This window comes from Serratia sp. LSHTC3 (genome assembly GCF_057197125.1).
In genome coordinates this window covers 326,481-351,377 of sequence record NZ_JBXUNP010000001.1, presented here as the reverse complement: position 1 = coordinate 351,377, position 24,897 = coordinate 326,481, and the positions used below count along the sequence as shown (strand labels likewise).

General features: G+C 59.4%; 22 protein-coding genes and 2 tRNA genes. 11 read left to right on the top strand and 13 right to left on the bottom strand.

What is annotated here, in order from left to right:
• Window positions 1-6 precede the first annotated feature (6 nt).
• Window positions 7-2,463, bottom strand: coding sequence for a poly-beta-1,6 N-acetyl-D-glucosamine export porin PgaA (gene pgaA, locus AC2CGI_RS01700; protein WP_076740566.1), 2,457 nt, complete (start codon window positions 2,461-2,463; stop codon window positions 7-9).
• Between the two features lie 580 nt (window positions 2,464-3,043).
• Between pgaA and AC2CGI_RS01695 the strand changes: the two genes are divergently transcribed.
• Complete coding sequence (locus AC2CGI_RS01695; protein ID WP_004936322.1) at window positions 3,044-3,481, top strand: type II toxin-antitoxin system HicB family antitoxin; 438 nt, start codon at window positions 3,044-3,046, stop codon at window positions 3,479-3,481.
• Between the two features lie 274 nt (window positions 3,482-3,755).
• Here AC2CGI_RS01695 and AC2CGI_RS01690 read toward each other — a convergent pair whose 3' ends face one another.
• A complete protein-coding gene (locus AC2CGI_RS01690; RefSeq protein ID WP_076740565.1) occupies window positions 3,756-4,529 on the bottom strand; it encodes a CDP-diacylglycerol diphosphatase in 774 nt (257 codons plus the stop codon).
• Between the two features lie 364 nt (window positions 4,530-4,893).
• On the opposite strand from AC2CGI_RS01690, the gene ypdK reads away from it, so the two are divergent.
• Entirely contained in the window at window positions 4,894-4,968 is a 75-nt protein-coding gene (gene ypdK / locus AC2CGI_RS01685) for a membrane protein YpdK (protein WP_099782600.1), read from the top strand.
• Window positions 4,969-5,034: 66 nt separating this feature from the next.
• Here the strand turns inward: ypdK and AC2CGI_RS01680 are convergent, their stop codons facing one another.
• The 3 genes from AC2CGI_RS01680 to AC2CGI_RS01670 form a co-directional block, all read right to left on the bottom strand.
• A complete protein-coding gene (locus AC2CGI_RS01680) occupies window positions 5,035-5,559 on the bottom strand; it encodes a cytochrome b (RefSeq protein WP_015378645.1) in 525 nt (174 codons plus the stop codon).
• Between the two features lie 110 nt (window positions 5,560-5,669).
• Window positions 5,670-6,899 (bottom strand): alanine transaminase, encoded by a 1,230-nt coding sequence (alaC, locus tag AC2CGI_RS01675; RefSeq protein ID WP_004936329.1) that lies wholly within the window; start codon window positions 6,897-6,899, stop codon window positions 5,670-5,672.
• Between the two features lie 119 nt (window positions 6,900-7,018).
• A complete protein-coding gene (locus AC2CGI_RS01670; RefSeq protein ID WP_015378646.1) occupies window positions 7,019-7,558 on the bottom strand; it encodes a GNAT family N-acetyltransferase in 540 nt (179 codons plus the stop codon).
• Between the two features lie 168 nt (window positions 7,559-7,726).
• Between AC2CGI_RS01670 and AC2CGI_RS01665 the strand changes: the two genes are divergently transcribed.
• The 3 genes from AC2CGI_RS01665 (at window position 7,727) to AC2CGI_RS01655 (ending at window position 11,493) form a co-directional block, all read left to right on the top strand.
• Window positions 7,727-8,971 (top strand): DUF1479 domain-containing protein, encoded by a 1,245-nt coding sequence (locus AC2CGI_RS01665; RefSeq protein WP_076740564.1) that lies wholly within the window; start codon window positions 7,727-7,729, stop codon window positions 8,969-8,971.
• 99 nt (window positions 8,972-9,070) lie between these two features.
• Window positions 9,071-10,762 carry a sensor histidine kinase gene (locus tag AC2CGI_RS01660; RefSeq protein WP_033632451.1) on the top strand — a complete coding sequence of 564 codons (1,692 nt, stop codon included), beginning with the start codon at window positions 9,071-9,073 and terminating at the stop codon, window positions 10,760-10,762.
• Window positions 10,759-11,493 carry a LytR/AlgR family response regulator transcription factor gene (locus AC2CGI_RS01655; protein ID WP_004936341.1) on the top strand — a complete coding sequence of 245 codons (735 nt, stop codon included), beginning with the start codon at window positions 10,759-10,761 and terminating at the stop codon, window positions 11,491-11,493. The genes AC2CGI_RS01660 and AC2CGI_RS01655 overlap by 4 nt, the downstream gene beginning before the upstream one ends.
• A gap of 4 nt (window positions 11,494-11,497) precedes the next feature.
• On the opposite strand, the gene AC2CGI_RS01650 is transcribed toward AC2CGI_RS01655, so the two are convergent.
• The gene (locus AC2CGI_RS01650) at window positions 11,498-11,830 is read right to left on the bottom strand and encodes a DUF2502 domain-containing protein (protein ID WP_033632450.1); all 333 of its coding nucleotides are present in this window, start codon (window positions 11,828-11,830) and stop codon (window positions 11,498-11,500) included.
• A gap of 397 nt (window positions 11,831-12,227) precedes the next feature.
• On the opposite strand from AC2CGI_RS01650, the gene AC2CGI_RS01645 reads away from it, so the two are divergent.
• Complete coding sequence (locus AC2CGI_RS01645; protein WP_004936347.1) at window positions 12,228-13,457, top strand: L-lactate MFS transporter; 1,230 nt, start codon at window positions 12,228-12,230, stop codon at window positions 13,455-13,457.
• Between the two features lie 69 nt (window positions 13,458-13,526).
• Here the strand turns inward: AC2CGI_RS01645 and glk are convergent, their stop codons facing one another.
• Window positions 13,527-14,489 (bottom strand): glucokinase, encoded by a 963-nt coding sequence (gene glk, locus AC2CGI_RS01640; protein WP_015378652.1) that lies wholly within the window; start codon window positions 14,487-14,489, stop codon window positions 13,527-13,529.
• Between the two features lie 310 nt (window positions 14,490-14,799).
• Here glk and AC2CGI_RS01635 point away from each other — a divergent pair, with 310 nt between their 5' ends.
• A complete protein-coding gene (locus tag AC2CGI_RS01635; RefSeq protein WP_021505606.1) occupies window positions 14,800-16,047 on the top strand; it encodes an ion channel protein in 1,248 nt (415 codons plus the stop codon).
• On the opposite strand, the gene AC2CGI_RS01630 is transcribed toward AC2CGI_RS01635, so the two are convergent.
• Complete coding sequence (locus AC2CGI_RS01630) at window positions 16,044-16,736, bottom strand: aspartate/glutamate racemase family protein (protein ID WP_015378654.1); 693 nt, start codon at window positions 16,734-16,736, stop codon at window positions 16,044-16,046. The genes AC2CGI_RS01635 and AC2CGI_RS01630 overlap by 4 nt on opposite strands.
• 66 nt (window positions 16,737-16,802) lie before the next feature.
• Complete coding sequence (locus tag AC2CGI_RS01625) at window positions 16,803-17,255, bottom strand: multidrug/biocide efflux PACE transporter (protein WP_004936357.1); 453 nt, start codon at window positions 17,253-17,255, stop codon at window positions 16,803-16,805.
• Window positions 17,256-17,354: 99 nt separating this feature from the next.
• Between AC2CGI_RS01625 and AC2CGI_RS01620 the strand changes: the two genes are divergently transcribed.
• Window positions 17,355-18,224: a LysR family transcriptional regulator gene (locus AC2CGI_RS01620; protein ID WP_044030749.1), complete on the top strand. Its 870-nt coding sequence runs from the start codon at window positions 17,355-17,357 to the stop codon at window positions 18,222-18,224.
• Here AC2CGI_RS01620 and AC2CGI_RS01615 read toward each other — a convergent pair.
• Window positions 18,221-19,882 (bottom strand): alpha-keto acid decarboxylase family protein, encoded by a 1,662-nt coding sequence (locus AC2CGI_RS01615; RefSeq protein WP_076740785.1) that lies wholly within the window; start codon window positions 19,880-19,882, stop codon window positions 18,221-18,223. The two genes, AC2CGI_RS01620 and AC2CGI_RS01615, sit on opposite strands and share 4 nt — an antisense overlap.
• 188 nt (window positions 19,883-20,070) lie before the next feature.
• On the opposite strand from AC2CGI_RS01615, the gene mgrA reads away from it, so the two are divergent.
• On the top strand, window positions 20,071-21,060 hold the full coding sequence (gene mgrA / locus AC2CGI_RS01610) for an L-glyceraldehyde 3-phosphate reductase (protein ID WP_076740563.1): 990 nt from the start codon (window positions 20,071-20,073) through the stop codon (window positions 21,058-21,060).
• Window positions 21,061-21,282: 222 nt separating this feature from the next.
• Window positions 21,283-21,693 (top strand): DUF2502 domain-containing protein, encoded by a 411-nt coding sequence (locus AC2CGI_RS01605; RefSeq protein ID WP_004936369.1) that lies wholly within the window; start codon window positions 21,283-21,285, stop codon window positions 21,691-21,693.
• Window positions 21,694-21,734: 41 nt separating this feature from the next.
• Here AC2CGI_RS01605 and AC2CGI_RS01600 read toward each other — a convergent pair whose 3' ends face one another.
• Window positions 21,735-22,970, bottom strand: coding sequence for an Nramp family divalent metal transporter (locus tag AC2CGI_RS01600; protein WP_004936371.1), 1,236 nt, complete (start codon window positions 22,968-22,970; stop codon window positions 21,735-21,737).
• A 377-nt stretch (window positions 22,971-23,347) separates the two neighbouring features.
• Here AC2CGI_RS01600 and AC2CGI_RS01595 point away from each other — a divergent pair, with 377 nt between their 5' ends.
• Complete coding sequence (locus tag AC2CGI_RS01595; protein ID WP_004936373.1) at window positions 23,348-24,535, top strand: NupC/NupG family nucleoside CNT transporter; 1,188 nt, start codon at window positions 23,348-23,350, stop codon at window positions 24,533-24,535.
• A 118-nt stretch (window positions 24,536-24,653) separates the two neighbouring features.
• Here the strand turns inward: AC2CGI_RS01595 and AC2CGI_RS01590 are convergent.
• Both AC2CGI_RS01590 and AC2CGI_RS01585 read right to left on the bottom strand, forming a co-directional pair.
• A tRNA-Ala gene (locus tag AC2CGI_RS01590) sits at window positions 24,654-24,729 on the bottom strand.
• Between the two features lie 59 nt (window positions 24,730-24,788).
• Window positions 24,789-24,864, bottom strand: a tRNA-Ala gene (locus tag AC2CGI_RS01585).
• Between the last annotated feature and the right edge of the window lie 33 nt (window positions 24,865-24,897).

The following is a 24,897-nucleotide window of genomic DNA, read 5'->3' as shown; positions in this document are numbered from 1 at the left end:
ATTCCTTTAAAAACGATAATTCAGATCAAACGTCACGCCGATGTTCCGCTCGCGTTTGCCGTCGTACGGATGCTTCTCAAACTGCAGCATCACGCCGGCGTCCAGCACTCCGTTCCAGCTGACGCGCTGGCCGTAACCCAGCTGGGTGATCGGCTTGCGCGCATAGTCCCGCTGCCAGTAGCTGCCGGCGCCGGCCTGGAACTGCTGGCTCCACTCGGTCTGATAATGGCGATACAGGGTGTGATCGAGCGTTAACGACGGCAGCAGCGTGAAGTCGTGCTTCGGGTTGTAATACGGCACGTTCTCCTGGCTGTTGCGGCTGCCGGACAGCGTCAGGTTCATGTCCAGCCGATAACGGGCGCCGGCGAGCAGCCGTTGCCGCCCTTCCAGGCCGTATTCCAGCCGGTTGTTGCCGTCCGAGAAGTGCGAAGGCGCCACGCTGGCGCGCAGCTCGCGGCTTTCGTTCTGCTGCCAACGCAGCCACAGGTTGCCGCCGTTGGCGCTGATGCCGTTGGTCAACGCGCGCAGCGGCGTCTCGGCCGACAGGCGCGCCACCGAACCGCCGAGGCGCCATTGATCATTCAGGTCATACCAGGATGAGAGGCGCAGGCCGAGCTCATTGCCGTGGCCGTAGTTGCGGTTGGCCACCTCGGCCTCCAGCCACAGATCGCGCGAGCGCCACTCGGCACCGGCGCTGAGATCGCGGTTGATGCCCTTGCCCTCGTCGAACTGGCCGGTGTTGAATCCCCAGCCGGTGAACAGCCGCCAGTTGTCGTCGATCGGCGGTGAATAGAGCGCGGCGTGTATGCCGAAATCGTGGCTGCCGCTGACCGGCCCGTCGGAATCGATGCCCTGATTGCCGCTGATGCGCAGTTCAGACATATGGTGAATGCGGCGCGAACGTTCAAACTGCTGAGCGGCGACGCTTTCCGGCGCGCGCTGGATGACGTCGTCGGCCAGCAAATCCAGTTGGCGCCACTCCTGCAACCCCTGCGCGACATAGCCCTGCTGGATCTCCAACGGCAGGCTGCGCGGCTCCAGCCCTTCCACCTGTTTCAACTCCTCCTCGGCGCGACGCGGCCAGCCGCGCGCCAAATAAACGCTGGCCAAGGAGATGCGCAGACCCTGATTGCCCGGCGCCGTGCGCGCCAGATGGGTCAGCTGCCGTTCGGCCTCGGCCAGATCGCGTTGATAAACCCGCGACTGCGCCAACAGCGATTGGCCGACCAGCCAGTCATCGTTGTAGGCCAGCGTCGGCAGCTGGTACAGGCGGGTCGCGTAGGGATAGCGCTGGCTGACGCGCTGCGCCAGCAGCGCCGCCTGATCGATGCGTTCGTTCTCCGCCTGCGCGTAAAACAGATCGGTTTCGTCTTCGGCGGTCACCGCCTGCGGTGCGGCGGCGTTCAGGCGGCCGAAAATGGCCTGCGCCTTGTCCGGCTGCTGCAGATAGAGGTAGGCGGACGCCGCCCAGCGCTGGGCATAATCCGGCACCGTGCGCCCTTCCGCCTGCAGGGTTTGATACTCGCTCACCACGTCGGCCATTCGATAACGCGCCAGCAGCGCGCCAAGGCGATCGATACGCGCCTGTTGGTAGCTGTCCTGCGCCTCCGGCAGCGGCCGCCACTGCGTCAGCAGTTGGTCATAGCGCGCCAGCGCGCGATCGGCGATGACGAAACGTTCCTGTTCGCCGCGAGCATCGATAAACGACAACCGCACCAGCTCGGCGGCTTCATCCGCCTGCAGGCGCCGCTGCTGCACGGGCGGCAATGTCAGCCCCTGGCTTTCACGCAGCGCCGGATCCGCAACCCGATTCGCCGCCAGCAGCGTCACGTAATAAGCCTGAATTCCGGTGTCGGACGGCGCCAGCGCGCGGGCATGAGTGGCGTTTTCCAGCGCCGCCCAGCTGCGGCCGGCGGCCTGGTCCACATAGGCGCGCGTCAGATACCACGTCGCCGGCTCCAGCAGCTTCTCCGCTTTGGCCGCCTCCGTTTGCGCCTGCGCATCCTGCCCGGCATCCGCCAGCGTCATCACATAGCCACGCTGTAAGCCGCCGTCGGCGGGAGCGAGCTGCAACGCCGTACGCCACAGTCGCAGCGATGGTTGCCACTGCTTCAGGTTGCGATAGGCGCGAGCCGCCGTCGCCAGACTGGCGCTATCCCGCTGCAGCGCGGCGCCGTCGGCACGCCAAAGCGCGACTACCTCTTCATCGTGGCCGGCCCACCCGGCCACCTGGATATAATCGGCTCGCTGCTGCAGGCTCAACCCCTCCTGAGCGCGCCGCTGCGATAAATACGCCAGCACCGGCGCAGTATCGCCCGATCTGGCCTGACGGATCAGCGCGTCATAGCGTTCATCCGCCAGCGCGGTGGCCGGCAGGGATAAACCGATAAACAGCAATGACGCCGCATATTTGGTAGCGTGGCGTTCGGTAAAGCGTAATGAACGCGAGTTAACTTTAGGCACGAGGTATTCCTTTAATCCGTGAGCTGCTGTCCTGGCAAAGTAGAAATGCGAGCAGGCACCCGAAAAGTCGGCTAGAGCCGCCGGGTAATAAGCATGGAGTAATGAATATTTCTGTCTGGCGCACGCTTAAATAGAATCGAATGCGCCTTTGCCTAAAAAGAGTATTTTATAAATCTGCCAATGAATACCGCAGCCAGGTGATATCTGCCTGAAACTGGAATTTCACAATTATCAATAAGTGAAATAACAAAAATTAAAACAATACAAATCAATAAGATAAAACACATTAATGATCAATATTCTTAATTTCACTCTTTCGTGTGAAATTGTATAAAACCGGTGTGATATTTGATTTTAATTCTCATTATCACCGGCCGACAGGAATATTAATCCAAACATCCAATTAAATAACCTGCCTTGTTGGAGAAAATAACAAGATTATTGTTAACACGAACATTAAATTTGCCTGCTAATAATTATTCAATTCAATTTAAATTCCCCCACGGATACATTCATGCTGGCTATCTCCCGAGCATGCCGTCACAATAGCGCCTCATTCTGGTTTCAATCAGGGATTGCCATGTACAGCCACTACCCCGCCCATTACACCTTCGATAGCGACAGCGACGCCTGGCAGATCGGTTTCCACGACTTCCCCGAGTGGCAATCTGCCTGCTATAAACGCGAAGACATCGAGCTGGAAGCGCAGGAAAGCCTGCTGGCCGCCATCGCCGCCGCGATGGATGAAGGGCTGCCCCTGCCCGCCCCTTCTCCTTCGCAAACCGATGACTTGAGGGTACATCTGCCGGCGCTGGTGGCGCTGAAGATCGAACTGCACAACGCGATGCTGCGCAAAAACACCGGTAAAGCGGCGCTGGCGCGCAAGCTGGGTTTCAACGGCGGGCAAATGGAGCGGTTGCTGGATATCGGCTACGCTTCAAAAGTGGAAGCGCTGGAGCAGGCGTTGTATCTGCTGGGCTACGAAGTGCGCGTGACGATAAGTGAAGTTTGCCAATAAGTTAGCGGCAGGTAAGCGAAATATTATCCAAGGGGGCTAAATTTCCCCCGTTTTGCGCCGATATGATGGCTACCTAATCACTTGTCGCAACAACGAAGGCTAAAAATGGAGTGGAGTCGCCGTCATATTTGGGCCGTTATTCTGCTGTCTTGTCTCGTTTTTTGGGTCATTTTGGCGACCGGCATCAACGCCGTCGCCTGAGCGCCTGCCACCGTATTGCAATACCCGATTTTAAAGCCCGCCACACGGCGGGCTTTCTGTTCACGACGTATCGCTAACTGGAATGCGTGGTAAAGTTCTTACAAGAAAAATCAAGCAAATTCTCAGTGTGCCCCGTATTGTTTTTCATCGCCCCTTCCTCGTCAGCCAATAAAATAAACCCTTGTTGTTTATCTTCAAAAGTAACGGGGACGACCGCCACACCAAACTTTCTCATATCCGCGTTTTTTTTAATCAGATCATGACCTATATTGATAAATGGAAACACACCGTCCAAATCCGCTTGCCTTATTCGCATACCTAAATAATGTTGCCCAACCAAGTTGTCTTTCAACGGTGTCCATTCATCCCCAATATTAGGTAGCTGGCGGTCTATACTGCGTCTGACATGCGGTTTCAAGCATGAAATGTGAATGTGCAATTGCCCTTGAGTACGGCCTCGCTGCGAGTTTATTGTTAAAGCATAAGCTTCTCGTGGCAATGAAGAGCCATAAACCTCTTCCAGAACATGTCGATTCTGCCAAGCCAACGCAAAATAATTTGGCGTATCAGCTAATAACAGTTCCGGACTTTCGACTCCCGCCATTTTCAACGTTGGCACGAGCAAATAATGATAGCGGCTTTCAAGATCGCGTACGATGGCATAGCCACGAGCGACACCTTCATCCATTGAAACTTTATCGCAGGGAAATGGTGTTCCTAAATATTGATAGTTAAACACACATAGATTATTCACTACGCGCCACAAAGCATTACTGGCAAAAGCAGACGGCGGGGCCGCTATCAAAAAAAGCACCGATGCTTTAAAAAAAAACTTTAATAACAACAAATTAAAAATCCTTTTCGATTGTAGCCAGCCTACGTTACAACGCTATCCTAGCGTCGAAACTTACTATAGGTAAACATAAATAAAAAGCGTTATAAAACAGCGCACCCTGTTTAAAAAATAGCCTAAAATTGTGATCAAAAACACAGTATTGAAATCAGACCAGTATTGAGAGTACATTAGCGCCGATCCTGTCGCGGTTCGGATTTTACCTCACGGAGCATGAGGCGCGACAACCGGACAACCCGCGCTCGAGGACGTTGTTCTTCCGCTTGGAAGAATCCGCCCGACAAGCAGGTTGCCCATAAAATACTCAGCACAACAATCGGGATCATTGCTGGCGAGGACTCCAGACAGGAGTTGTTCAGTGAAATATTTTTTGATGGGCGTGTCATTCATGCTGGTTGCCTGGGTTGGCACCTTCATGTTGATGGTTGCCTGACAGCAGCCACACCAGGAACACAGACAAAGGGACGCGCAAGCGTCCCTTTGTCGTTTCGGCTAGCGCTCATTTGCCCGGCATCATGCGGCGTAGGGTGTCGTCCTTGCGCAGGTAGTGGTGATACAGCGCCGCCAGCGCATGCGCGCCAATGATAAAGTAGCCAACGTTTGCCAGCGTCTCATGCACCGTTTTGACCAGCTTACGCATCACCGGATCCGGCGTCACCCACTGCGGCATCGGCCAGCCCAGCAAAGACCACGATTTCCCACCGTAGGCCAGGGTTAACATGCCCAGCAGCGGCAACATCAGGAAGACCACGTACAGCAGCCAATGGAAAATCTTCGCGCCTACCTCCTGCCACTCCTCCAGCGGAGGCGTGGTTGGCGGCGCAGCGTGGAAAGAGCGCACCGCCAACCGAATCAGCATCAGGGCAAAGACCGATACCCCAAAGTTGAAATGCAGATTTTTGACCATCGGCGCCCACGCCTCCGGCACCGAATCTTTCAGCAACATCGCCGCATAGGTGAGGATCACCATCAGCAACGTCAGCCAATGTAAAACGATTTGCGATCGCGCGTAGCGGTTGCTCATACACTCTGTCCAAAAAATAAAATTCAGCGTAGTTGAGCATAATGGGGAAATAATGAAGAAAACCTTGGGACGGAAAAAATAAGGCCGGGCGAACGCCCGGCCTGACAGGGTTATTTGGCGCTGCCGGCTTTACCCGGCTTCAGCAGCCCGTCCGCGCGGAACATCGCCTTGATGCCGCGCACCGCCTGGCGGATACGATCCTGATTCTCGATCAGCGCGAAGCGCACGTGGGTATCGCCGTAGTCGCCGAAGCCGATGCCCGGCGAGACGCAGACCTTGGCTTCCGCCAGCAGGCGCTTGGCGAACTCCAGCGAACCGAGGTGGGCATAAGGCTCGGGGATTTTCGCCCACACGTACATCGACGCCTTCGGGTTTTCCACCATCCAGCCGGCCTCGTGCAGCCCCTTCACCAGCACGTTGCGGCGCTGCCGATACTGCTCGGCGATATCGCGCACGCACTGCTGATCGCCTTCCAGCGCGGCGATGGCCGCCACCTGCAGCGGCGTGAAGGTGCCGTAGTCGTGATAACTTTTGATGCGCGCCAGCGCGCTGACCAGCTCAGGGTTGCCGACCATGAAACCGATGCGCCAGCCGGCCATGTTGTAGCTTTTCGACAGGGTGAAGAACTCCACCGCAATGTCTTTCGCCCCCGGCACCTGCATGATCGACGGCGCTTTCCAGCCGTCATAAACGATGTCGGCATAGGCCAGGTCGTGGATCACCAGCACGTTGTACTGTTTGGCCAGCGCCACCACCCGCTCGAAGAAATCCAGCTCCACGCACTGCGCAGTCGGGTTGGACGGGAAGCCGAGGATCATCATTTTCGGGCGCGGAATGGTTTCCCGAATGGCGCGCTCCAGTTCACTGAAGAAATCCACGCCGTCCACCAGCGGCACCGAACGCACCTGGGCGCCGGCGATCACCGCGCCGTAAATGTGGATCGGGTAACTGGGGTTCGGCACCAGCACGGTATCGCCGTGATCCAGGGTCGCCAGCATCAGATGCGCCAGCCCCTCTTTCGAACCGATGGTGACGATGGCTTCGCTTTCCGGATCGATATCCACCTGATAACGATCGGCATACCAGCGCGAAATGGCGCGGCGCAGGCGCGGAATGCCGCGCGAGGTGGAGTAACCGTGGGTGTCGTCGCGCTGGGCGACGGCGCACAGTTTTTCCACGATGTGCGGCGGCGTCGGGCCGTCGGGGTTCCCCATGCTGAAATCGATAATATCCTCACCGCGACGGCGTGCGGCCATTTTCAGTTCGGCGGTGATGTTGAATACGTAAGGGGGAAGACGTTCAATGCGCGTAAAACGGCGCTGTGGACTGTTATCAGCCATAGGGGATTCCTCGATAAACGTTAGCGCCCGGACCGTCCGAGCGACGCTGGCCAGCGAACTGACCGAATATCGAACATAGCGCAGCGCCGGCGAGCTTGTCGATACCCGGCGCGATATTTTTATTTGCCGCCCTGAAACTCCGCCGCCAACAGCCCGAACAGCCAGTCGTCGCGCCACTCTCCCGCCAGGCGGAAATTATCGCGCAGCGTGCCTTCCAGCTGAAAACCGCACGACTCCAGCAGGCCGCGCGAGGCGAGGTTGCCGGAGGTCACGGTAGCGGTCAGCTTGTGAAAACCGCAGGCGTTCACCGCAAAATCCAGCACCGCCCGCAGCGACTCCTTGCCATAGCCCTTGCCCTGGCCGGAGGGCAAACTGCCATATCCCACCTCCGCCTGCCGATACGGCAGCCACTGCGGGCGAAAGCCGGTAATGCCCACCGCCTCCCCGCTGTGCTTCTCACGCATCACCAGGCACAGCCACTGATCGCCGTGTTTGTCCCAGGCCGGCAGCCGCGCGTCGAAACGCTCGCGGATCGCCGCTTCGCTGAGCGGATCGGCGATATAGCGGATCACCTCAGGATCCTGGTAAAGGCGCAGAAACAGCGGCCAGTCCTCGGCGGTTATCGACTGTAAGTACAAGCGTTCAGTGACCAGCTTCATAAAATCTCCGAAAAACGAAAAAGAGGAACTTACGAATGAAAGATATCTCTTTATTTTCCCCGATTGGTTGCCGATAATCATTCACGTTAAAACCACAAAACCATAACGTCTTGCCCGATTCCCTACAACCGTCCGCCGCAGTGACTCACGCGGCACCAGGAGAACACCATGGCCTCTTTAGTCATCGATGATATTCCGCAGACGATCGTTAACGTCAAGCGCCAGCTGCGCCAGGCCTTGCCGAACTACCGCGAAGTTTTTCTGGCGCTGGAGGAGAACATCCGCGGCCAGGTCGACCAGATCCGCCGCGAGCTGGCCGCCGGCCATAATCCGGTGCCGCAGATCGACGCGGAAGATATCCTGCAGCAGCGCGTCAGCGATCAACAGATAGCGCTGATCAAGCAGCGCGGCGCCTGCGCCATTCGCGGCGTGTTTCCCCGCGCCAAGGCCGAAGGCTGGAACCGGGAAATCGGCGACTATCTCGAGCGCAACAACTTCGTCGAGCGGTTGAAAAACGCTGCCGAAGACAACTATTTCGGCAAGCTGGCCGCCAGCAAACCACAGATTTATGGCATCTATTGGTCAAAGCCGCAGGTCGAAGCGCGGCAGGATGCGCGCATGCATGCGGTGCAGGTGTTCCTCAACAGCCTGTGGGCCACCGAAAGCAACGGCAAGCAGCATTTCGATCCGACCCGCATCGCCACCTACGCCGATCGCACTCGCCGCCGCCCGCCGAACTCCTCGTCGCTGGGCCTGTCGCCGCACGTCGACAGCGGCACCATCGAGCGCTGGCTGGACGAGAATTTCCGCTATGTGTATCGCCACGTGTTCTCCGGCGACTGGCAGCAGTACGATCCCTTTGCCGCCGACGGCCGCACCGAAGTGCGCGAAATTGCCTCCCCGGCAGTCTGCTCGATGTTCCGCACCTTCCAGGGCTGGACGGCGCTGACGCCGCAACGCACCAACGCCGGCACGCTAAACCTGGTGCCGATCGCCAACGCCATGGCCTATGTGTTGCTGCGCGCGCTGCAGGACGACGTCGCCGACGACGATCTGTGCGATGCGGCGCCGGGCCGCGCGTTGTCGATCTCGGAAAAATGGCATCCCCTTTTATTAAATGGGATTTCCCCTATTCCCGATCTGGAGCCGGGCGACACGGTATTTTGGCATTGCGACGTGATCCACGCGGTGGAGAACGAGCATAACGGCGAGTTCGACAGCAACGTGATGTACATCGCCGCCGCGCCGGGCTGCGCGAAAAACGACGCCTACCTGCAGCGTCAGCTGCCGAGCTTTATCGACGGCAGAACGCCGCCGGACTTCGCTCCCGACGACTTCGAAGTGGATTTTGACGGCCGCGCCACCGCCGATCTGCTGACGCCGCTGGGCAAAACGCAGCTCGGCATGCGCTGACCGCCCGCCCGTGGCACGCGCCACGGGCCTCTTTCGCTGTGGTATACTGCCGCCATCCGTAGGCCGCAGCGAGAACCCGTCGTGCACCCTTTTTTTGAAATGCTGTTGGCGGTGTTTGATCGCGCCGCGCTGATGTTGATCTGTCTGTTTTTTCTGACCCGCACCCGGCTGTTCCGCCAACTGCTGCAAAAAGAAGACCATACGCCGCTCGAGCTCGGCATCGTCACGGCGATCTTCTCGCTGTTCGCGCTGTTCAGCACCTACTCCGGCATCAACGTTGAGGGATCGCTGGTCAACGTGCGCGTCATCGCCATCATGGCCGGCGGCATTCTGTTCGGCCCCTGGGTGGGGATCGTCACCGGCATCATCGCCGGGGTGCACCGCTATCTGATCGACATCGGCGGCATCACCTCGGTGCCCTGCCTCATCACCAGCATCATCGCCGGCATCAGCGCCGGCTACATCAACCTCAAGGTGAGAAAAGAGCAGCGCTGGCGCGCCGGCATCGTCGGCGGCATGCTGTGCGAATCCCTCACCATGCTGCTGATCGTGCTGTGGGCCAAGCCGACCGAGCTTGGGCTCGACATCGTGTCGCAGATCGCGCTGCCGATGATCCTCGGCACGGTGTGCATCGGCCTGATCGTGCTGCTGGTGCAGAGCGTCGAAGATGAAAAAGAAGTGATCGCCGCACGCCAGGCCAAGCTGGCGCTGGATATCGCCCACAAGACGCTGCCCTATTTTCGCAACATCAACAGCGAATCGCTGGCCACCATTTGCGATATCATCCGCCAGGACATCCGCGCCGACGCGGTGGCGATCACCGATACCCATCAGGTGCTGGCTTACGTTGGCGTGGGGCGCGAAGCCTACCCGATCGGCCGCGAAGGGCTGAGCCGCGTTACCCGCGAAAGCATTCGCCACGGCAAAATCATCATCAAAAACAACCTGGAAAACCCGGCCGCGCCGCAGATCCATTCGCAGCTGGTGGTGCCGCTGTGGGAAAAGGGCGAAGTGACCGGCGCGCTGAAAATTTACTACTGCCACGCTCACCAGATCACCAACACGCTGAAGGTGATGGCGGTCGGGCTGTCGCAGATCATCTCCACCCAGATGGAGGTTTCGCGCATCGAGCATCTGCGCCAGATGGCGGATAAAGCCGAAATGCGCGCGCTGCAGAGCAAGATTAACCCGCACTTCCTGTTCAACGCGCTGAACGCCATCTCTTCCTCCATCCGCCTGAATCCGGACACCGCGCGCCAGCTGATCATTAACCTGTCGCGCTACCTGCGCTACAACCTGGAGCTGAACGACGAACTGATCGATATCCGTAAGGAACTGCATCAGATTCAGGACTATATCGCCATCGAACAGGCGCGCTTCGGCGCCAAGCTGACGGTGATTTACGACATCGACGACGACGTCTCGGTGCGCATTCCGAGCCTGCTGATCCAGCCGCTGGTGGAGAACGCCATCGTGCACGGCATCCAGCCCTGCAAGGGTAAAGGGGTGGTGGTGATCGCGGTGAAAGATCAGGGCGATCGGGTGAAAATTTCGGTGAAGGATACCGGCCACGGCATCAACCAGGAAACCATCGACCGGGTGGCGCGCAACGAGATGCCGGGCCACAATATCGGCCTGCTCAACGTGCATCACCGCGTGTCGCTGCTGTACGGTGAAGGGTTGCATATCCGCCGCCTGGAGCCGGGCACCGAAATCGCGTTCTATATCAGCAAAAACGGCGGCAAGCTGCATCAGGAACCGAGCGCGCCGCCGGTCGGGGAGGCCTCATGAAAGCTATCATCGTGGAAGACGAATTCCTCGCGCAGGAAGAACTCAGCTACCTGATCAAGAAACACAGCAATATCGATATCGTCGCTACCTTCGAGGACGGCCTCGACGTTCTGAAATACCTGCAAACCCACCAGGTCGACGCCATTTTCCTCGACATCAACATCCCGTCGCTGGACGGCGTGCTGCTGGCGCAAAACATCAGCAAGTTCGCCCATCGGCCATCGATCGTGTTCATCACCGCCTATAAAGAACACGCGGTGGAAGCCTTCGAGATCGAGGCGTTCGACTATATCCTCAAGCCCTATCACGAGGCGCGCATCGTCACCATGTTGCAAAAACTGGAGGCGCTGCATCATCGCCCCGCCGGCGCGGCGGAACCGACCAGCGCGCCGAGCCGCGGCAGCCACAGCATCAACCTGATCAAAGACGAGCGGATCATCGTTACCGACATCAACGACATCTATTACGCCGCCGCCGATGAAAAGGTGACGCGGGTCTATACTCGCCGGGAAGAATTCGTGATGCCGATGAACCTCACCGAGTTTTACGGCCGGCTGCCGGAAGAGCATTTCTTCCGCTGCCACCGCTCTTACTGCGTTAACCTGGCCAAGATCCGCGAGATCGTGCCCTGGTTCAACAATACCTACATTCTGCGGCTGAGCGATCTTGAGTTTGAAGTGCCGGTCAGCCGCAGCAAGGTGAAAGAATTTCGCAAGCTGATGCGCCTGTAAGCGCTTACCAGCGCGGGCCCGGACGGTAGTAATAGCCGGGCGGCGGTGGTGGCGGCATGCGGTAATGCGGCCGATCTCGCCAGTCGCGCCGCGGCGGCCCGTAGTAAATCACCCGTGGCGGCGGGCCATAATAGTACCCGCGCGAACGTTCATACCGGTGATGATCGGCCCACCAGCGCGGATCGCGCCAGCGATAGCCGTCCCAGTAGTGGCCGCGATGATCGCGATCGCCGATATGCAACGACAGGCCCGGCACGTTCACGCCGATGGAGACGTCGGCCTGGCTCGCCAGCGGCAGCGCCAGCAGCGCAGCCAGTAACAACAGCGTTTTTTTCATTTCATGGACTCCTGCAGAGCGGACCTCGTCCGATCGCAGATAACATAGTCCCGCGCTCGCCGCCGCTCTATAGGCGCAATGCCGATTTACGCCTTGCAGACGCATCCTTCACAATTTCACCACAATCGTTCACCGGCGATTAACAATAAATCGTTGATATCTTTGATGTAGATCACGTGTTACTCCCGGCATTTCACGCGCTTTTAGGCGTAAAAACGGCAACTCACGCCGTATAAAATGCATTTCATTCCTTCTGCCGTGCAATTCATTCCCGATCCGCCGTCCGCCGGGGGGGCCGGCCATATAATAAGCCCAGACCGCGGGAACACAGATTCACCCCGCAAATTTCAGCCAGCGGCTCACGCCCGGCAACGCACACACAGGAAGGAGACCGGCCATGAACACCAAACCGGCAAATCGCAGCTTAATCGTTCTCGGTACCATCATCTGTCAGATGGGTCTGGGCACCATCTACACCTGGAGCCTGTTCAACCAGCCGCTGGTCGACAAGTTCCACTGGGGACTGGCGGACGTCGCCACCACCTTCTCCATCACCAGCTTCTTCCTAGCTTTCGCCACGCTGTTCGCCGGCAAGCTGCAAGAACGCTTCGGCATCCGCAACCTGACGCTGTGTTCCGGCATCCTGGTCGGCCTGGGCCTGATCGCCAGCGCCCATGTCAGCTCGCTCGACATGATCTACCTGCTGGCCGGCGTGGTGGTGGGCTTTGCGGTCGGTATCGCCTACATCTCCACCCTGTCCAACCTGATTAAATGGTTCCCGGCCAACAAAGGCCTGATTTCCGGCATCTCCGTCGGCGCCTTCGGCAGCGGCAGCCTGCTGTTCAAATACGTCAACGCCGCCCTGATCGCCGACGTCGGCGTTTCAGGCGCCTTCTTCTACTGGGGTGCCATCGTGATGGGCCTGATCGTCGTCGGCTCCCTGTTGCTGAAAGAGCCGGTGCTGGCAACCAGCGCCGCACAGCCAGGCGCCAACGGTCTGGGCAACGACTTCAGCGTGCGCCAGATGCTGGCCACCAAAGAAGCTTACCTGCTGTTCACCATCTTCTTCGCCGCCTGCATGAGCGGTCTGTACCTGATTGGCATCGTGAAAGACATGGGCGTTCAGCTGGCCGGGATGGATTTGGCCACCGCCGCCAACACCGTGTCCGCCGTCGCCATCTTCAACACCGCCGGCCGCATCATTCTGGGTACGCTGTCTGATAAAGTAGGCCGTATGCGCGTCATCAGCTTCACCATGCTGGTTACCGTGCTGGCGATTGTCGCGCTGAGTTTCATGACCCTGAACCACACGCTGTTCTTCATCTGCGTTGGCGCGGTGGCCTTCTGCTTCGGCGGCAATATCACCGTGTTCCCGGCGATTGTCGGCGACTTCTTCGGCCTGAAGAACCACAGCAAGAACTACGGCATCATCTATCAGGGCTTCGGCCTGGGCGCGCTGGCCGGTTCGTTCGTCGCCAAATACTTCGGCGGCTTCCACGCCACCTTCATGGTGATTGGCGTCCTGTCTGCCGCTTCTTTGCTGATTACACTGTTCATCAAAGCGCCGAAAGCGGTGGAAATGGAAAGCGAAGAAACCGCACAGGCGGCGGAGCTGGCCAAAGCCTGATCCCCTGCGAAAACGACAAGGGGCGCAACCTGCGGGTTGCGCCCCTTTTTTATTGCCCCGCCGCGCGGCTTACAGCCGCATGCCCAGCGTCTGGCGCAGATGCGCGCCGGCCCCCAACAGGCCCGGCTGGCCATGGGTTATCATGAACACCGGAATGTCTCGCACATAGTCACGGAAACGCCCTTTGTCTTCGAAGGCGGCGCGGAAGCCCGAGGCCTTGAAGAATTCCATAAAGCGCGGCACGATGCCGCCGGCGATGTACACACCGCCGAAGGTGCCCAGATTCAGCGCCAGGTTGCCACCGAAGCGCCCCATGATCACGCAAAACAGCGACAGCGCGCGGCGGCAGTCGATACAGCTGTCGGCCAGCGCCCGCTCAGTGATGTCCTTCGGCTCCAGTTTCTCCGGCAGGCGGTTGTCCGCCTTAACGATGGCGCGATACAGATTGACCAGGCCCGGCCCGGACAGCACGCGCTCGGCGGAAACGTGCCCCACTTCACCGCGCAGCACCTCCAGAATAATGTCTTCTTCTTCGCTGTTCGGCGCGAAATCAACATGGCCGCCCTCGCCCGGCAGGCTGACCCAGCGGCGATCGACCTGCACCAGGTGGGCGACGCCCAGCCCGGTGCCGGCGCCGTACACCGCGATCGGTTTGCCCGGCTGCGCATCGCCGCCGCCAAACTGCAGCACGTCGTCCGGCGAGAGCATCGGGATCGCCATCGAGACGGCGGTGAAATCGTTGATCACTTCCAGGTGACTCAGCCCCAGGCTGGCCTTCATTTCTTTGATCGAGAACGCCCAGCTGTGATTGGTCATCGCGACCCAGTCTTCGGTCACCGGGCAGGCGATCGCAATACAGGCGTCCTGCACCTCGATCTCGCACTCTTTCAGGTATTGGCGGATCACCGCCTCCAGGCTGTCGAACTCCAGGCCGGAATAGGTTTTCGCCTGGGTAATCTCACCCGTCGCAACAGTGCACAACGCCAGGCGGGCATTGGTGCCGCCAACATCACCCACGAGGGCATAGGTCATTGATTTCGTCTCCGCAAAATGAAAAATAAAACGCTGCCCACACTGTAAAATCCTGCTGCGAAAACAACAATCACCCGCCTCGGATCTGCACCTCAATAGCGATCCGGATCACAAAAAACGTTTCAGCTTGTCCGCTATGCCGCGATTTGAAACAAATTGCGGCAAAAAACGCCCCCCGGCGACTGTTAACCGTCATCGCCGCCGGGCAATATCAATGCGTGCCTGCGCGCCGATAGTCTGGCAAGCTGTGGCCACTGCCCAACCACCCGCACTCCCTGCCCCGCAGGGAGGCATCGACAAGGGATTATTCATGCTGCATCCGCGCGCCAATGCCATGTTGGCCTTTGCTTTGCCTGCGCTGATTATCGGTTCCGTTTCCAGTCTGGTGCTGCTGTTGGTGATGAAAATTGCCGCCGCATTGCAGCAATTACTGTGGGTGACGCTGCCCGATGCGCTGAGCCTGGACGCCCAGTCGCCCTGGTGGCCGGTTGCGATGCTGACGCTGACCGGCGTGGCGGTCGGCCTGATCGTGCGTTATATGCCGGGTCACGCCGGGCCGGATCCGGCGACGGAATCGCTGATCGGCATGCCGCTGCCACTCTCCGCCTTGCCGGGGTTGGGGTTGGCGCTGATTGTCGGCCTGGCCGGCGGCGTCAGTCTGGGGCCGGAGAACCCGATCACCGCCATCAACATCGCACTGGTGGCGGCGGCCGGCGCGCGCCTGCTGCCGAAGGTGCCGCGCATGGACTGGATCATCCTGGCGGCGGCAGGCACTATCGGCGCAATGTTCGGCACACCGGTCGCCGCCGCGCTGATCTTTTCGCAAACCCTGGCCGGCAATAACGAAACGCCGCTGTGGGATCGGCTGTTCGCCCCGCTGGTGGCTGCCGCCGCCGGCGCGGTCACCACGCAGATGTTCTTCGTGCCCAATTTCGCCCTGCAGCTCGATGCCTACGACGTGACGCGGCTGCCGGACATTTTCAGCGGCGCCATCGTGGCGCTGATCGCCATCGCGCTCGGCATGGTGGCGCTGTGGTGTTTCCCGCACGTTCACCGCCTGTTCCATTCAATGAAGAATCCGGTGTTGATGTTAGGGCTGGGCGGCTTTGTGCTGGGGCTGCTGGCGCTGTTGGGCGGAGAGATTACCCTGTTCAAGGGGCTGGATGAGATGAAACGCCTGGCGGTGGACGACAGCTATTCGGTGCCGGCGCTGTTGACCATTACCCTGACCAAGCTGGCGGCGCTGGTGATCGCCGCCGCCTGCGGTTTTCGCGGCGGGCGCATCTTCCCGGCGGTGTTCGTCGGTGCGGCGCTGGGCCTGATGCTGCACCAGCATGTTCCGGCGGTGCCGGCGGCGATCACCGTCTCCTGCGCCATCATGGGGCTGGTGCTGGTAGTGACGCGCGACGGCTGGCTGAGCCTGTTTATGGCGGTGGCGGTGGTGCCGGATCTGCACCTGCTGCCGGTGTTGTGCATCGTGATGCTGCCCGCCTGGCTGGCGCTGGCGGGCAAGCCGCTGATGCTGGTAAACCGCCGGCAACCGCCGCGCGACGATTAGGCCAGCGCGAACGCCGCGGCGGCGCGGGCGTGGATTGCAGTGGTGTCGAACACCGGCACCGACGCATCCCGCTCGCTCACCAGCAAGCCTATTTCGGTGCAGCCGAAAATAATCCCCTGCGCCCCCTGTTGTTCCAGATCGCTGATAATCCGGCGATACTCGTCGCGCGAGGCGTCGCGAATTTTACCGAGGCACAGCTCGTCATAGATGATGCGGTGTACGATGTCGCGATCGGCGCTGACCGGCGTCACCACGTCGATGCCGTGCAATTCCTGCAGGCGGCCGCGGTAAAAGTTTTGCTCCATGGTAAAGCGCGTGCCCAGCAGCCCAACGCGGCAAATGTTTTTTTCCCGCACCTGCAGCGCCGTGGCATCGGCGATGTGAATCAGCGGCAGACCGCTGGCCTGCTCGACCGCCTCCGCCACCTTGTGCATGGTGTTGGTGCAGATCACGATAGCTTCGGCGCCGGCGGCGCGCAAAGCCACCGCGGCGGCGGCCAACAGCCGGCCGGCGCCGTCCCAATCGCCCTGGTGCTGCAAGCGCTCAATCTCCTGGAAATCGACGCTGTAGAGCACGATTTTGGCCGAATGCAGCCCGCCAAGGCGCGCCTTTACCTGCTCGTTGATGGTGCGGTAATACGGAATGGTGGATTCCCAGCTCATGCCGCCCAGCAGACCCAACACTTTCATCCTTCGTTCCTCAGCATTTCCGACGATCCTCTGACCTTACCTGAGAATCGTCGGTCTGACGACGCCTTATTTGGCGCCGGAATTGATCGGCTGGCGCGCCTCGAACCAGCGCTGACGCAGCATGTCGTACAGCCAGTTATAGGCCATGGTGTACGGCAGGAAGAACAGGAAGAAACCGATTTCCAGCATAAACGCCTGCGTCCAGGAGATGCTCAGCATCCAGGCGGCGATCGGCACGCCGATCAGGATAAAACCGGCTTCAAAGCCGACGGCGTGCAGCGCACGCACCTTCAGGTTACGCACCACCCGGCTGACCGGCCACAGGCGGTCGAACACCGTGTTGTAAACCATGTTCCACAGCATCGCGACGGTGGAGAGCATTACCGCCAACGCACCGACCTGCACCATTGAACGGTTCAGCAGCCACGCGCCCAGCGGGGCGCAAACCATCACGGCGATGGCCTCGAAACCGACGGCGTGGACGATACGTTCAATGAGAGACTTGTTTTGCAGTTGCATACATCACCTTTTTTTCAACAGTTGTTGCGAAAGCCAGGTGATTATCATCGCTTTTTTGGGTAGATTAAAAATAGATTCCATCGATAAAGTAGATAGATCATGCACTATTCCCCGGAAGCGTTGCACGCGTTTGTCGAAGCCGCCGCCCTCGGCTCGTTTTCCGCCGCCGCGCGCAAACTGCGCAAAAGCCAATCCACCATCAGCACCGCCATCGCCAATCTGGAAGCCGACCTGGCGCTGACCCTGTTCGATCGCGGCGCGCGCCAGCCGGTGCTCACCGCTGCCGGCCGCAAAGTGCTGGGACATGTGCAGGCGATCCTGGCCGCCAGCGAACGCCTCGACGCCCTGAGCATTCAGTTGGCGGGCGAGGTTGAACCGCGCCTGAGCATGGTGTTTTCCGATACCTACCAGCCCAAGCATCACGATCGGTTGATGCAACTGTTCGAACAGCGCTACCCGGAGATTGAGCTGGAATGGATGATCGCTGAGGAAGGCGACGTAATCGATCTGCTGCAAAGCGGCCGCGCGCATTTGGGCATGGTGGAAGTGCAAAAAAGTTATCCGCCGGATATCGCCTTCTCCCGGCTGCCTGAGCAGACCGAAATGGGGCTGTTCGTCGCCCATCAGCATCCGCTGGCGCAGGTCGCTGCGCCGACGCCGGAGCAATTGTCCAGCACCCGCCAGTTGATCCTGAACACCTACACCGGCGCCGAGGCGGCCAGACAAGGCGGGCTGGTCTGGTCGGCACCCAGCTATCTGCTGTTGCTCGAGATGGCGGAACAGGGATTCGGTTGGGCGGTGTTGCCGCACTGGTTGGTGCAGCAATACGGCCACGGCAGGCTCACCCAGCTGCGGCCGCGCGGCTGGCCCAAACTGATTTCGGTGGATGCGGTCTGGTCCAAACTGACCCCGCCGGGCCCGGCGGGGTTCTGGATGCTGGAGCGCCTGCTGGGCGACACCCTGCCTTAAGCGGCGGCGTTGCGCGCCTGAATGGCGCGAGAGACGGTATCGAGGAGTTCCGGAATGTCCATCTTCGGCAGCATCACTTCGATGAAGGCCAGCCGCTCGTCGCCCGCTACCTCGCGCAGCGCCTGACGCAATCCGTCCGGATCGCTGACCCGCAACGCCTTCACCGGCCGATCACCGGCCAACGCCTTCGGCAACTGCGTCCAGTTCCAGCGCGCGATGTCGTTATAACTTTGCTCCGGCCCGTGGATCGCGCGCTCAACGGTATACCCCTGATTGTTCAACACGAAGATCACCGGTTTAAGCCCGTCGCGCAGCATCGATCCCAGCTCCTGCACGGTCAATTGCGCGGCGCCGTCGCCGATCAACAGCACCACCCGGCGCTGCGGTTCGGCGGTCTGCACGCCGAACGCCGCCGGTAAGGTATAGCCGATCGATCCCCAGAGCGCCTGCACGATCATCCGGCTGCCGCGCGGCAACGTCAGCGCCGCCGCGCCGAAACAGGCGGTACCCTGATCGGCCAGCACGATATCCCCCGGCCGCAGGAAATCCTGTACTTGCCGCCAGAAGGCGTGCTGATCCAGCCCTTCCCCATCGCCTTCCGGCAGCGCCGGGCGGACGATCGGCGGCAACGGCCAACGCGACGCCAGCGACAGGCTCAGGCGGTGCAATGCCTGCACCGCCTCGCGCATCGGAATGCGGCTAAAGCGCTGCCGCCCGACCCAGGCTTCGAACGGTTGAATATCGATGCATTTTTCCACCGGCAGGTGATGCGTGAACCCCGCGGTAATGGTGTCGGTCAAGCGTACGCCGACGTTGATCACCACATCCGCGTTTTCGATCAATTGTTTCACCGCCGGATCGCTGGCGCCGCCGCAGTAGGTACCGACAAAACCGGCGCGATTCTCGTCCAGCAGGCCCTTGCCGAGCAACAGCGTCGCATGCGGCATATCGGCCTCCTGCAGCCACTCGTCCAGCGCCGCTTCGGCGCCGAAGCGATCGGCCAGGAAGTCCGCCAGCAGCGACACCCGCCGTGCCGACAGCAGCTTTTCGCGCGCCGCGGCGATAAACGCCTGCAATGCGCTCTGCGACAGTTTGGCCTGGCGCAGCATCAGCGGCGCCGGTTTACTCGGCAGCGGCGCCTGCGCGACGTCGCTGGGCAACATCAGGTAAACCGGGCGATGCTCCAGCAAGGCGGCGCCGATCAGGCGGTCTATCTCCAGCGCAGCGTTGTCGGCGGTCAGGTCGGCCTGCGCGACGGTCACCTCTTTGGCTATCCGGGCGAAATGAGTGAAGTCGCCATCCCCCAGCGAATGATGCAGCAAATCACCGGCGCGCTGGGCGCGCTGCGCCGGCGTGCCAACCACGTGGATCACCGGCAGGTATTCGGCGTAGCTGCCGGCCACCCCGTTCAACGCGCTCAGCTCCCCCACGCCGAAGGTGGTGAGCAGCGCGGCCGCCGGTTTGCAGCGCGCATAGCCGTCAGCCGCATAGGCGGCGTTCAACTCGTTGGCGCAGCCTACCCAGGTGATTTGCGGATGCGCGAGGACGTGATCGAGAAATTGCAGGTTGTAATCCCCCGGCACGCCGAAGAAATGACGGATGCCGATTTGGGCCAGACGATCGAGCAGATAATCGGCCACCGTATAGGTCTGAGTCATGATCATCACCTGTCTGCAGCTGAAGCGATTATCTTAATTATCGAAGATGCCGTTCAAATTTCGAACAATCATCCCGGCATCGAACGGCAACCTGGCGTTACATGCCGGCGTCGTGATCGCTCCCGCGGCAACGCGGTGTGGAAACGTATACACTCAAAGCACTTCACCTTTCGCCGACAAGGATAACTATGTCTTACCCAGCCTCCCCCTCGCGTTATCAAGCTATGGAATACCGGCGCTGTGGCCGCAGCGGGCTGAAGCTGCCCGCCGTCTCACTCGGCCTGTGGCACAACTTCGGCGACGCCACTTTGTACGACAACGCCCGTACCCTGATCCGCTGCGCCTTCGATCGCGGCATTACCCATTTCGATCTGGCCAATAACTACGGCCCGCCGCCCGGCGCCGCCGAGGAGAACTTTGGCCGCATTCTCAACGCCGATCTGCGGGCCTGGCGCGATGAGCTGATCGTCTCCTCTAAAGCCGGTTACACCATGTGGCCCGGCCCCTACGGTGATTGGGGCTCGAAAAAGTACCTGGTCGCCAGCCTCGATCAGAGCCTGAGGCGCATGGGGTTGGAGTATGTGGATATCTTTTATCATCATCGGCCGGATCCGGACACGCCGCTGGAAGAAACCATGGCGGCGCTGGATCTGCTGGTGCGCCAGGGCAAAGCGCTGTATGTCGGCCTGTCCAACTACCCGGCCGAGCGCGCGCGACAGGCCTTCGACATTCTGCAGCAGCTCGGCACGCCGTGCGTGATCCACCAACCGAAGTATTCGATGTTGGAACGCGGGCCGGAGACGGCGTTGCTGGATACGCTGGAGGAACATGGCGTCGGCTCTATCGCCTTCTCGCCGCTGGCGGGCGGCCTGCTGACCGATCGCTACCTGCACGGCATCCCGCAAGATTCTCGCGCCGCCAGCGGCAGCCGCTTCCTGCAGCCGGAGCAGCTGACCGCCGAGCGACTGGACAAGGTGCGCCGCCTCGATGCGCTGGCGCGGCAACGCGGGCAGAAGCTGTCGCAGATGGCGCTGGCCTGGGTGCTGCGCGGCGATCGCGTGACCTCAGTGCTGATCGGCGCCAGCAAGAATGCGCAGATAGAAGACGCGGTGGGCATGCTGGCCAATCGTCACTTCAGTGAAGAAGAGCTCGCGCAGATCGAGAACATCTTATTGTAATCGTTTACAAATTCCGCCGTTCAATCGAGCGGCGATACTCCAGAAAAATCTCAAATCTTAACCTCCTGCATCATTTTCAGAGTGGCTCTCAGATTCAACCCTATACGCCGGCGCTATGATGCCGATATTGCAGCAAAAATAACGATAAGGCCGCTTTTAAACTGATGAACGCGCTTCATAAAGTGACAAACGGCCAGGCCGCGCAAGCGGGAAGGAGAAGCCATGTTTAAACCTCTGCTCTTGGCCGCCATTTTGGCGGCGACGGTACTGCCCGCCGCACAGCAGGCGCATGCCGAAGGGATCAGCATCGATCTGATGCCGGGCGTTTCATTGCGCATCGGCGATCAGGATAACCGCGGCCGTTACTGGGACGGTTACGATTGGCGGGATCGCGACTGGTGGCAAGGCCATCAGGGCCGTTATCTCGGCGACCGCAGCCGTCGCGGTTACTACTGGGACGGCTATCGCTGGCGCGATGGCGACTACTGGCGTAAACACTATTACTATCATGAAGGACGCTATCGTAAATACGACAAACACTACGATAAGCACCACTGGAAGAAAGAGAAAAAGCACCATCACGATCATGACCGCGATCGCTGGCGCCGCCACGGCGATGACGACCGCGATTAAAGACGACGGGCCGGCGCAACGCCGGCCCGCACTGTTTTCGCTTACAGCACGCTGCCGATCAGCAGGTAGCCGTTCAACCCAACCACCACCAGTACGATCAGCTTGCCCAGATTTTGCACCAGCGGGCCGTTGACCATTTCCCCCATCAGCGCCCGATTGCCGGTGAAAGCCAGCAGCGGCACCAGCGCCAGCGCAATGCCGAAGCTGAGCAGCACCTGGCTCAGCACCAGAATGCGCGTCGCATCCATCCCCAACATGATGACGATAAACGACGGCAGCATGGTCACCGCGCGCCGCAGCCACAGCGGAATATGGAAACGCACGAACCCCTGCATCACCACCTGCCCCGCCAGCGTGCCCACCACGGTAGAAGAGAGGCCGGCGGCCACCAGGCTCAGGCCGAACACGGTGGCGGCGGCGTGCCCGAGCAGCGGTTGCAGCGTCAGGTAAGCCACGTCGAGATCGGCGATGCCGCTGTGGCCGCTGAAATGAAACGCGGCGGCGGCGGTGGCCATCATCGCCAGATTAACGAAACCGGCGATGGTCATAGCCACGGCGACGTCGACTTTGGTGGCGGCATAGCGTTCCGCCTTGTCGTGCTCGCCGCCGATTTGGGTGAGCGACGAATGCAGATAGATCACGTGCGGCATGATGGTGGCGCCCAATACCCCGGCAGCCAGGAATACCGCATCGCCGTTAGGCAAATCGGGCAGCGCCATCCCCTTCAGCAGCGGCGCCAACTGCGGCTGGGAGAAAGCCAGCTCGACTATGTAAGCGGCGGCGACGAACAACAACAGCCCGCCGATCACCAGCTCCAGCGGCTTTTGCCCGCGTTTTTGCAGCATCAGAATTAAAAAGGTGGCGATGCCGGTCAGCACTGCGCCCTGCAACAGAGAGACACCGAGCAGCAGCTTGAAGCCGATCGCCGCGCCGATAAACTCAGCCAGATCGGTCGCCATGGCGATGATCTCCGCCTGTACCCAATAGGCCCACACCGCCGGCCGCGGAAAGCGATCGCGAATATGCTCGGCCAGATTTTTCCCGGTGGCGATGCCCAGCTTGGCGGACAACAGCTGGATCAGCATCGCCATCACGTTGGCCCAAACCACCACCCACAGCAGGCTGTAGCCGAATGAGGCGCCGGCCTGGATGTTGGTGGCGAAGTTGCCGGGATCGATATAGCCGATAGCGGCGATGAAGGCGGGCCCCATGAGCGAGAGTTTGATTTTTCTGGCGGAGCGACCGGAGGTGGTTTCAACCACGCGACTGTTCAGCATATGTTGAACCCTTACTGAAATTACGTTTATCTCCACTCTATATAAATGATAATAATTATCAAGCGCATTTAGAGCGGTAAAACTTATCTCTGTAATAGCCAACATTAACGGTTTTATCGAAGGGTTCAGCGCGGAGCTTGCCGATTTCCGTGCTTTTCTGATGGGATTTTGGCTGCAATCCCCCTGAAAGACAGGTTAGCACAAGAATACGAATTTCCTATTGCTGCTTTAACATCTTGATTTTTTATGCTTTTGCGCAACACTTTAGGAGAACTCCCACTATGATTTTCCATATTTGCAATAGAAGTCTCGTTTTTAAACGTAGCGTTACATAAAATGACAGCCGAAATTCAGCCTGCCTCAAATTTGGAGCAAACATGTCCCATATTGCGCACTTTGCGTTGGCGATAGTGGTGGTAGCGATCCTGGCCCTGTTGGTGTGCCGCGATCGTAAAAGCATCCGCATTCGCTATGTTATTCAACTACTGGTTATCGAAGTACTGCTGGCCTACTTTTTCCTGCATTCGGAAGCGGGTTTGGGCTTCGTAAAAGGATTCGCCGCGCTGTTTGACAAACTGCTCGGGTTTGCGGGACAAGGGACTGATTTCGTGTTCGGCGGCATGGGCGACAAAGGCCTGGCGTTCTTCTTCCTGAAGGTGCTGTGCCCGATCGTCTTCATTTCGGCGCTGATCGGTATTCTGCAGTACATCAAGGTGCTGCCGTTCATCATCCGCATTATCGGCACCGTGCTGTCGAAAGTGAACGGCATGGGCAAGCTGGAGTCGTTTAACGCCGTCAGCTCGCTAATCCTGGGGCAATCCGAAAACTTCATCGCCTACAAGGATATCCTGGGCAAGATGTCGGAAAAGCGCATGTACACCATGGCGGCGACCGCGATGTCTACGGTTTCCATGTCCATCGTCGGCGCCTATATGACCATGCTGGACGCCAAATTCGTGGTGGCGGCGCTGGTATTGAACATGTTCAGCACCTTTATCGTGCTGTCGCTGGTCAACCCGTACGACACCAATAAAGAAGAAGAGCTGCACCTCGGCAACCTGCACGAAGGCCAGAGCTTCTTTGAAATGCTGGGTGAATACATCCTGGCGGGCTTCAAAGTAGCGATTATCGTCGCCGCGATGCTGATTGGCTTCATCGCCCTGATCGCCGCGCTCAACGGTGTGTTCAGCGCCATTTTCGGCCTGAGCTTCCAGGAAATCCTCGGTTACTTCTTCTATCCGTTCGCCTGGATCATGGGCATTCCTAAGCACGAAGCCCTGCAGGTTGGCAGCATCATGGCCACCAAGCTGGTTTCCAACGAATTCGTGGCCATGATGGAACTGCAGAAAGTCTCTGCCGAGCTGTCGCCGCGCAGCCTGGGGATCCTGTCGGTGTTCCTGGTGTCCTTCGCCAACTTCTCTTCCATCGGCATCGTGGCCGGTGCGATCAAGGGCCTGAACGAACACCAGGGCAACGTGGTGTCACGCTTTGGCCTGAAGCTGGTGTACGGCTCTACGCTGGTCAGCATCCTGTCCGCTTCTATCGCGGGTCTGGTGCTGGGCTAAGCCTGAAATTCACAGCAATGATAAGGCGCCTGCGGGCGCCTTTTTTATTGGCCGGCATTCGGCGAAGGTTAAATGACACAAAGCAAAAAGCCGACCCTAAGGTCGGCTTTTTAAATGGTGGTGGAGCTAGACGGGATCGAACCGTCGACCTCTTGCATGCCATGCAAGCGCTCTCCCAGCTGAGCTATAGCCCCACAAAAGTGGTACGCTTTGACCGGCGTTACGGTATCCCCAACCTTTCTGAGAAGAAGATTGGTGGAGCTAGACGGGATCGAACCGTCGACCTCTTGCATGCCATGCAAGCGCTCTCCCAGCTGAGCTATAGCCCCGTTCCACAATCACTTTGTGCTGTGAACGGGGCG

What these genes read in the sequence shown, in the direction of transcription:
- AC2CGI_RS01645 (WP_004936347.1), top strand. Translation starts at nt 12,228, where the DNA reads ATGAACACCAAACCGGCAAATCGCAGCTTAATCGTTCTCGGTACCATC.
- alaC (WP_004936329.1), bottom strand. Translation starts at nt 6,899, where the DNA reads ATGGCTGATAACAGTCCACAGCGCCGTTTTACGCGCATTGAACGTCTT.
- AC2CGI_RS01615 (WP_076740785.1), bottom strand. Translation starts at nt 19,882, where the DNA reads ATGACTCAGACCTATACGGTGGCCGATTATCTGCTCGATCGTCTGGCC.
- AC2CGI_RS01695 (WP_004936322.1), top strand. Translation starts at nt 3,044, where the DNA reads ATGTACAGCCACTACCCCGCCCATTACACCTTCGATAGCGACAGCGAC.
- AC2CGI_RS01625 (WP_004936357.1), bottom strand. Translation starts at nt 17,255, where the DNA reads ATGCAACTGCAAAACAAGTCTCTCATTGAACGTATCGTCCACGCCGTC.
- AC2CGI_RS01635 (WP_021505606.1), top strand. Translation starts at nt 14,800, where the DNA reads ATGCTGCATCCGCGCGCCAATGCCATGTTGGCCTTTGCTTTGCCTGCG.
- AC2CGI_RS01660 (WP_033632451.1), top strand. Translation starts at nt 9,071, where the DNA reads ATGCTGTTGGCGGTGTTTGATCGCGCCGCGCTGATGTTGATCTGTCTG.
- AC2CGI_RS01605 (WP_004936369.1), top strand. Translation starts at nt 21,283, where the DNA reads ATGTTTAAACCTCTGCTCTTGGCCGCCATTTTGGCGGCGACGGTACTG.
- AC2CGI_RS01670 (WP_015378646.1), bottom strand. Translation starts at nt 7,558, where the DNA reads ATGAAGCTGGTCACTGAACGCTTGTACTTACAGTCGATAACCGCCGAG.
- glk (WP_015378652.1), bottom strand. Translation starts at nt 14,489, where the DNA reads ATGACCTATGCCCTCGTGGGTGATGTTGGCGGCACCAATGCCCGCCTG.
- AC2CGI_RS01630 (WP_015378654.1), bottom strand. Translation starts at nt 16,736, where the DNA reads ATGAAAGTGTTGGGTCTGCTGGGCGGCATGAGCTGGGAATCCACCATT.
- AC2CGI_RS01650 (WP_033632450.1), bottom strand. Translation starts at nt 11,830, where the DNA reads ATGAAAAAAACGCTGTTGTTACTGGCTGCGCTGCTGGCGCTGCCGCTG.
- AC2CGI_RS01600 (WP_004936371.1), bottom strand. Translation starts at nt 22,970, where the DNA reads ATGCTGAACAGTCGCGTGGTTGAAACCACCTCCGGTCGCTCCGCCAGA.
- AC2CGI_RS01680 (WP_015378645.1), bottom strand. Translation starts at nt 5,559, where the DNA reads ATGAGCAACCGCTACGCGCGATCGCAAATCGTTTTACATTGGCTGACG.
- mgrA (WP_076740563.1), top strand. Translation starts at nt 20,071, where the DNA reads ATGTCTTACCCAGCCTCCCCCTCGCGTTATCAAGCTATGGAATACCGG.
- AC2CGI_RS01655 (WP_004936341.1), top strand. Translation starts at nt 10,759, where the DNA reads ATGAAAGCTATCATCGTGGAAGACGAATTCCTCGCGCAGGAAGAACTC.
- AC2CGI_RS01620 (WP_044030749.1), top strand. Translation starts at nt 17,355, where the DNA reads ATGCACTATTCCCCGGAAGCGTTGCACGCGTTTGTCGAAGCCGCCGCC.
- AC2CGI_RS01665 (WP_076740564.1), top strand. Translation starts at nt 7,727, where the DNA reads ATGGCCTCTTTAGTCATCGATGATATTCCGCAGACGATCGTTAACGTC.
- AC2CGI_RS01595 (WP_004936373.1), top strand. Translation starts at nt 23,348, where the DNA reads ATGTCCCATATTGCGCACTTTGCGTTGGCGATAGTGGTGGTAGCGATC.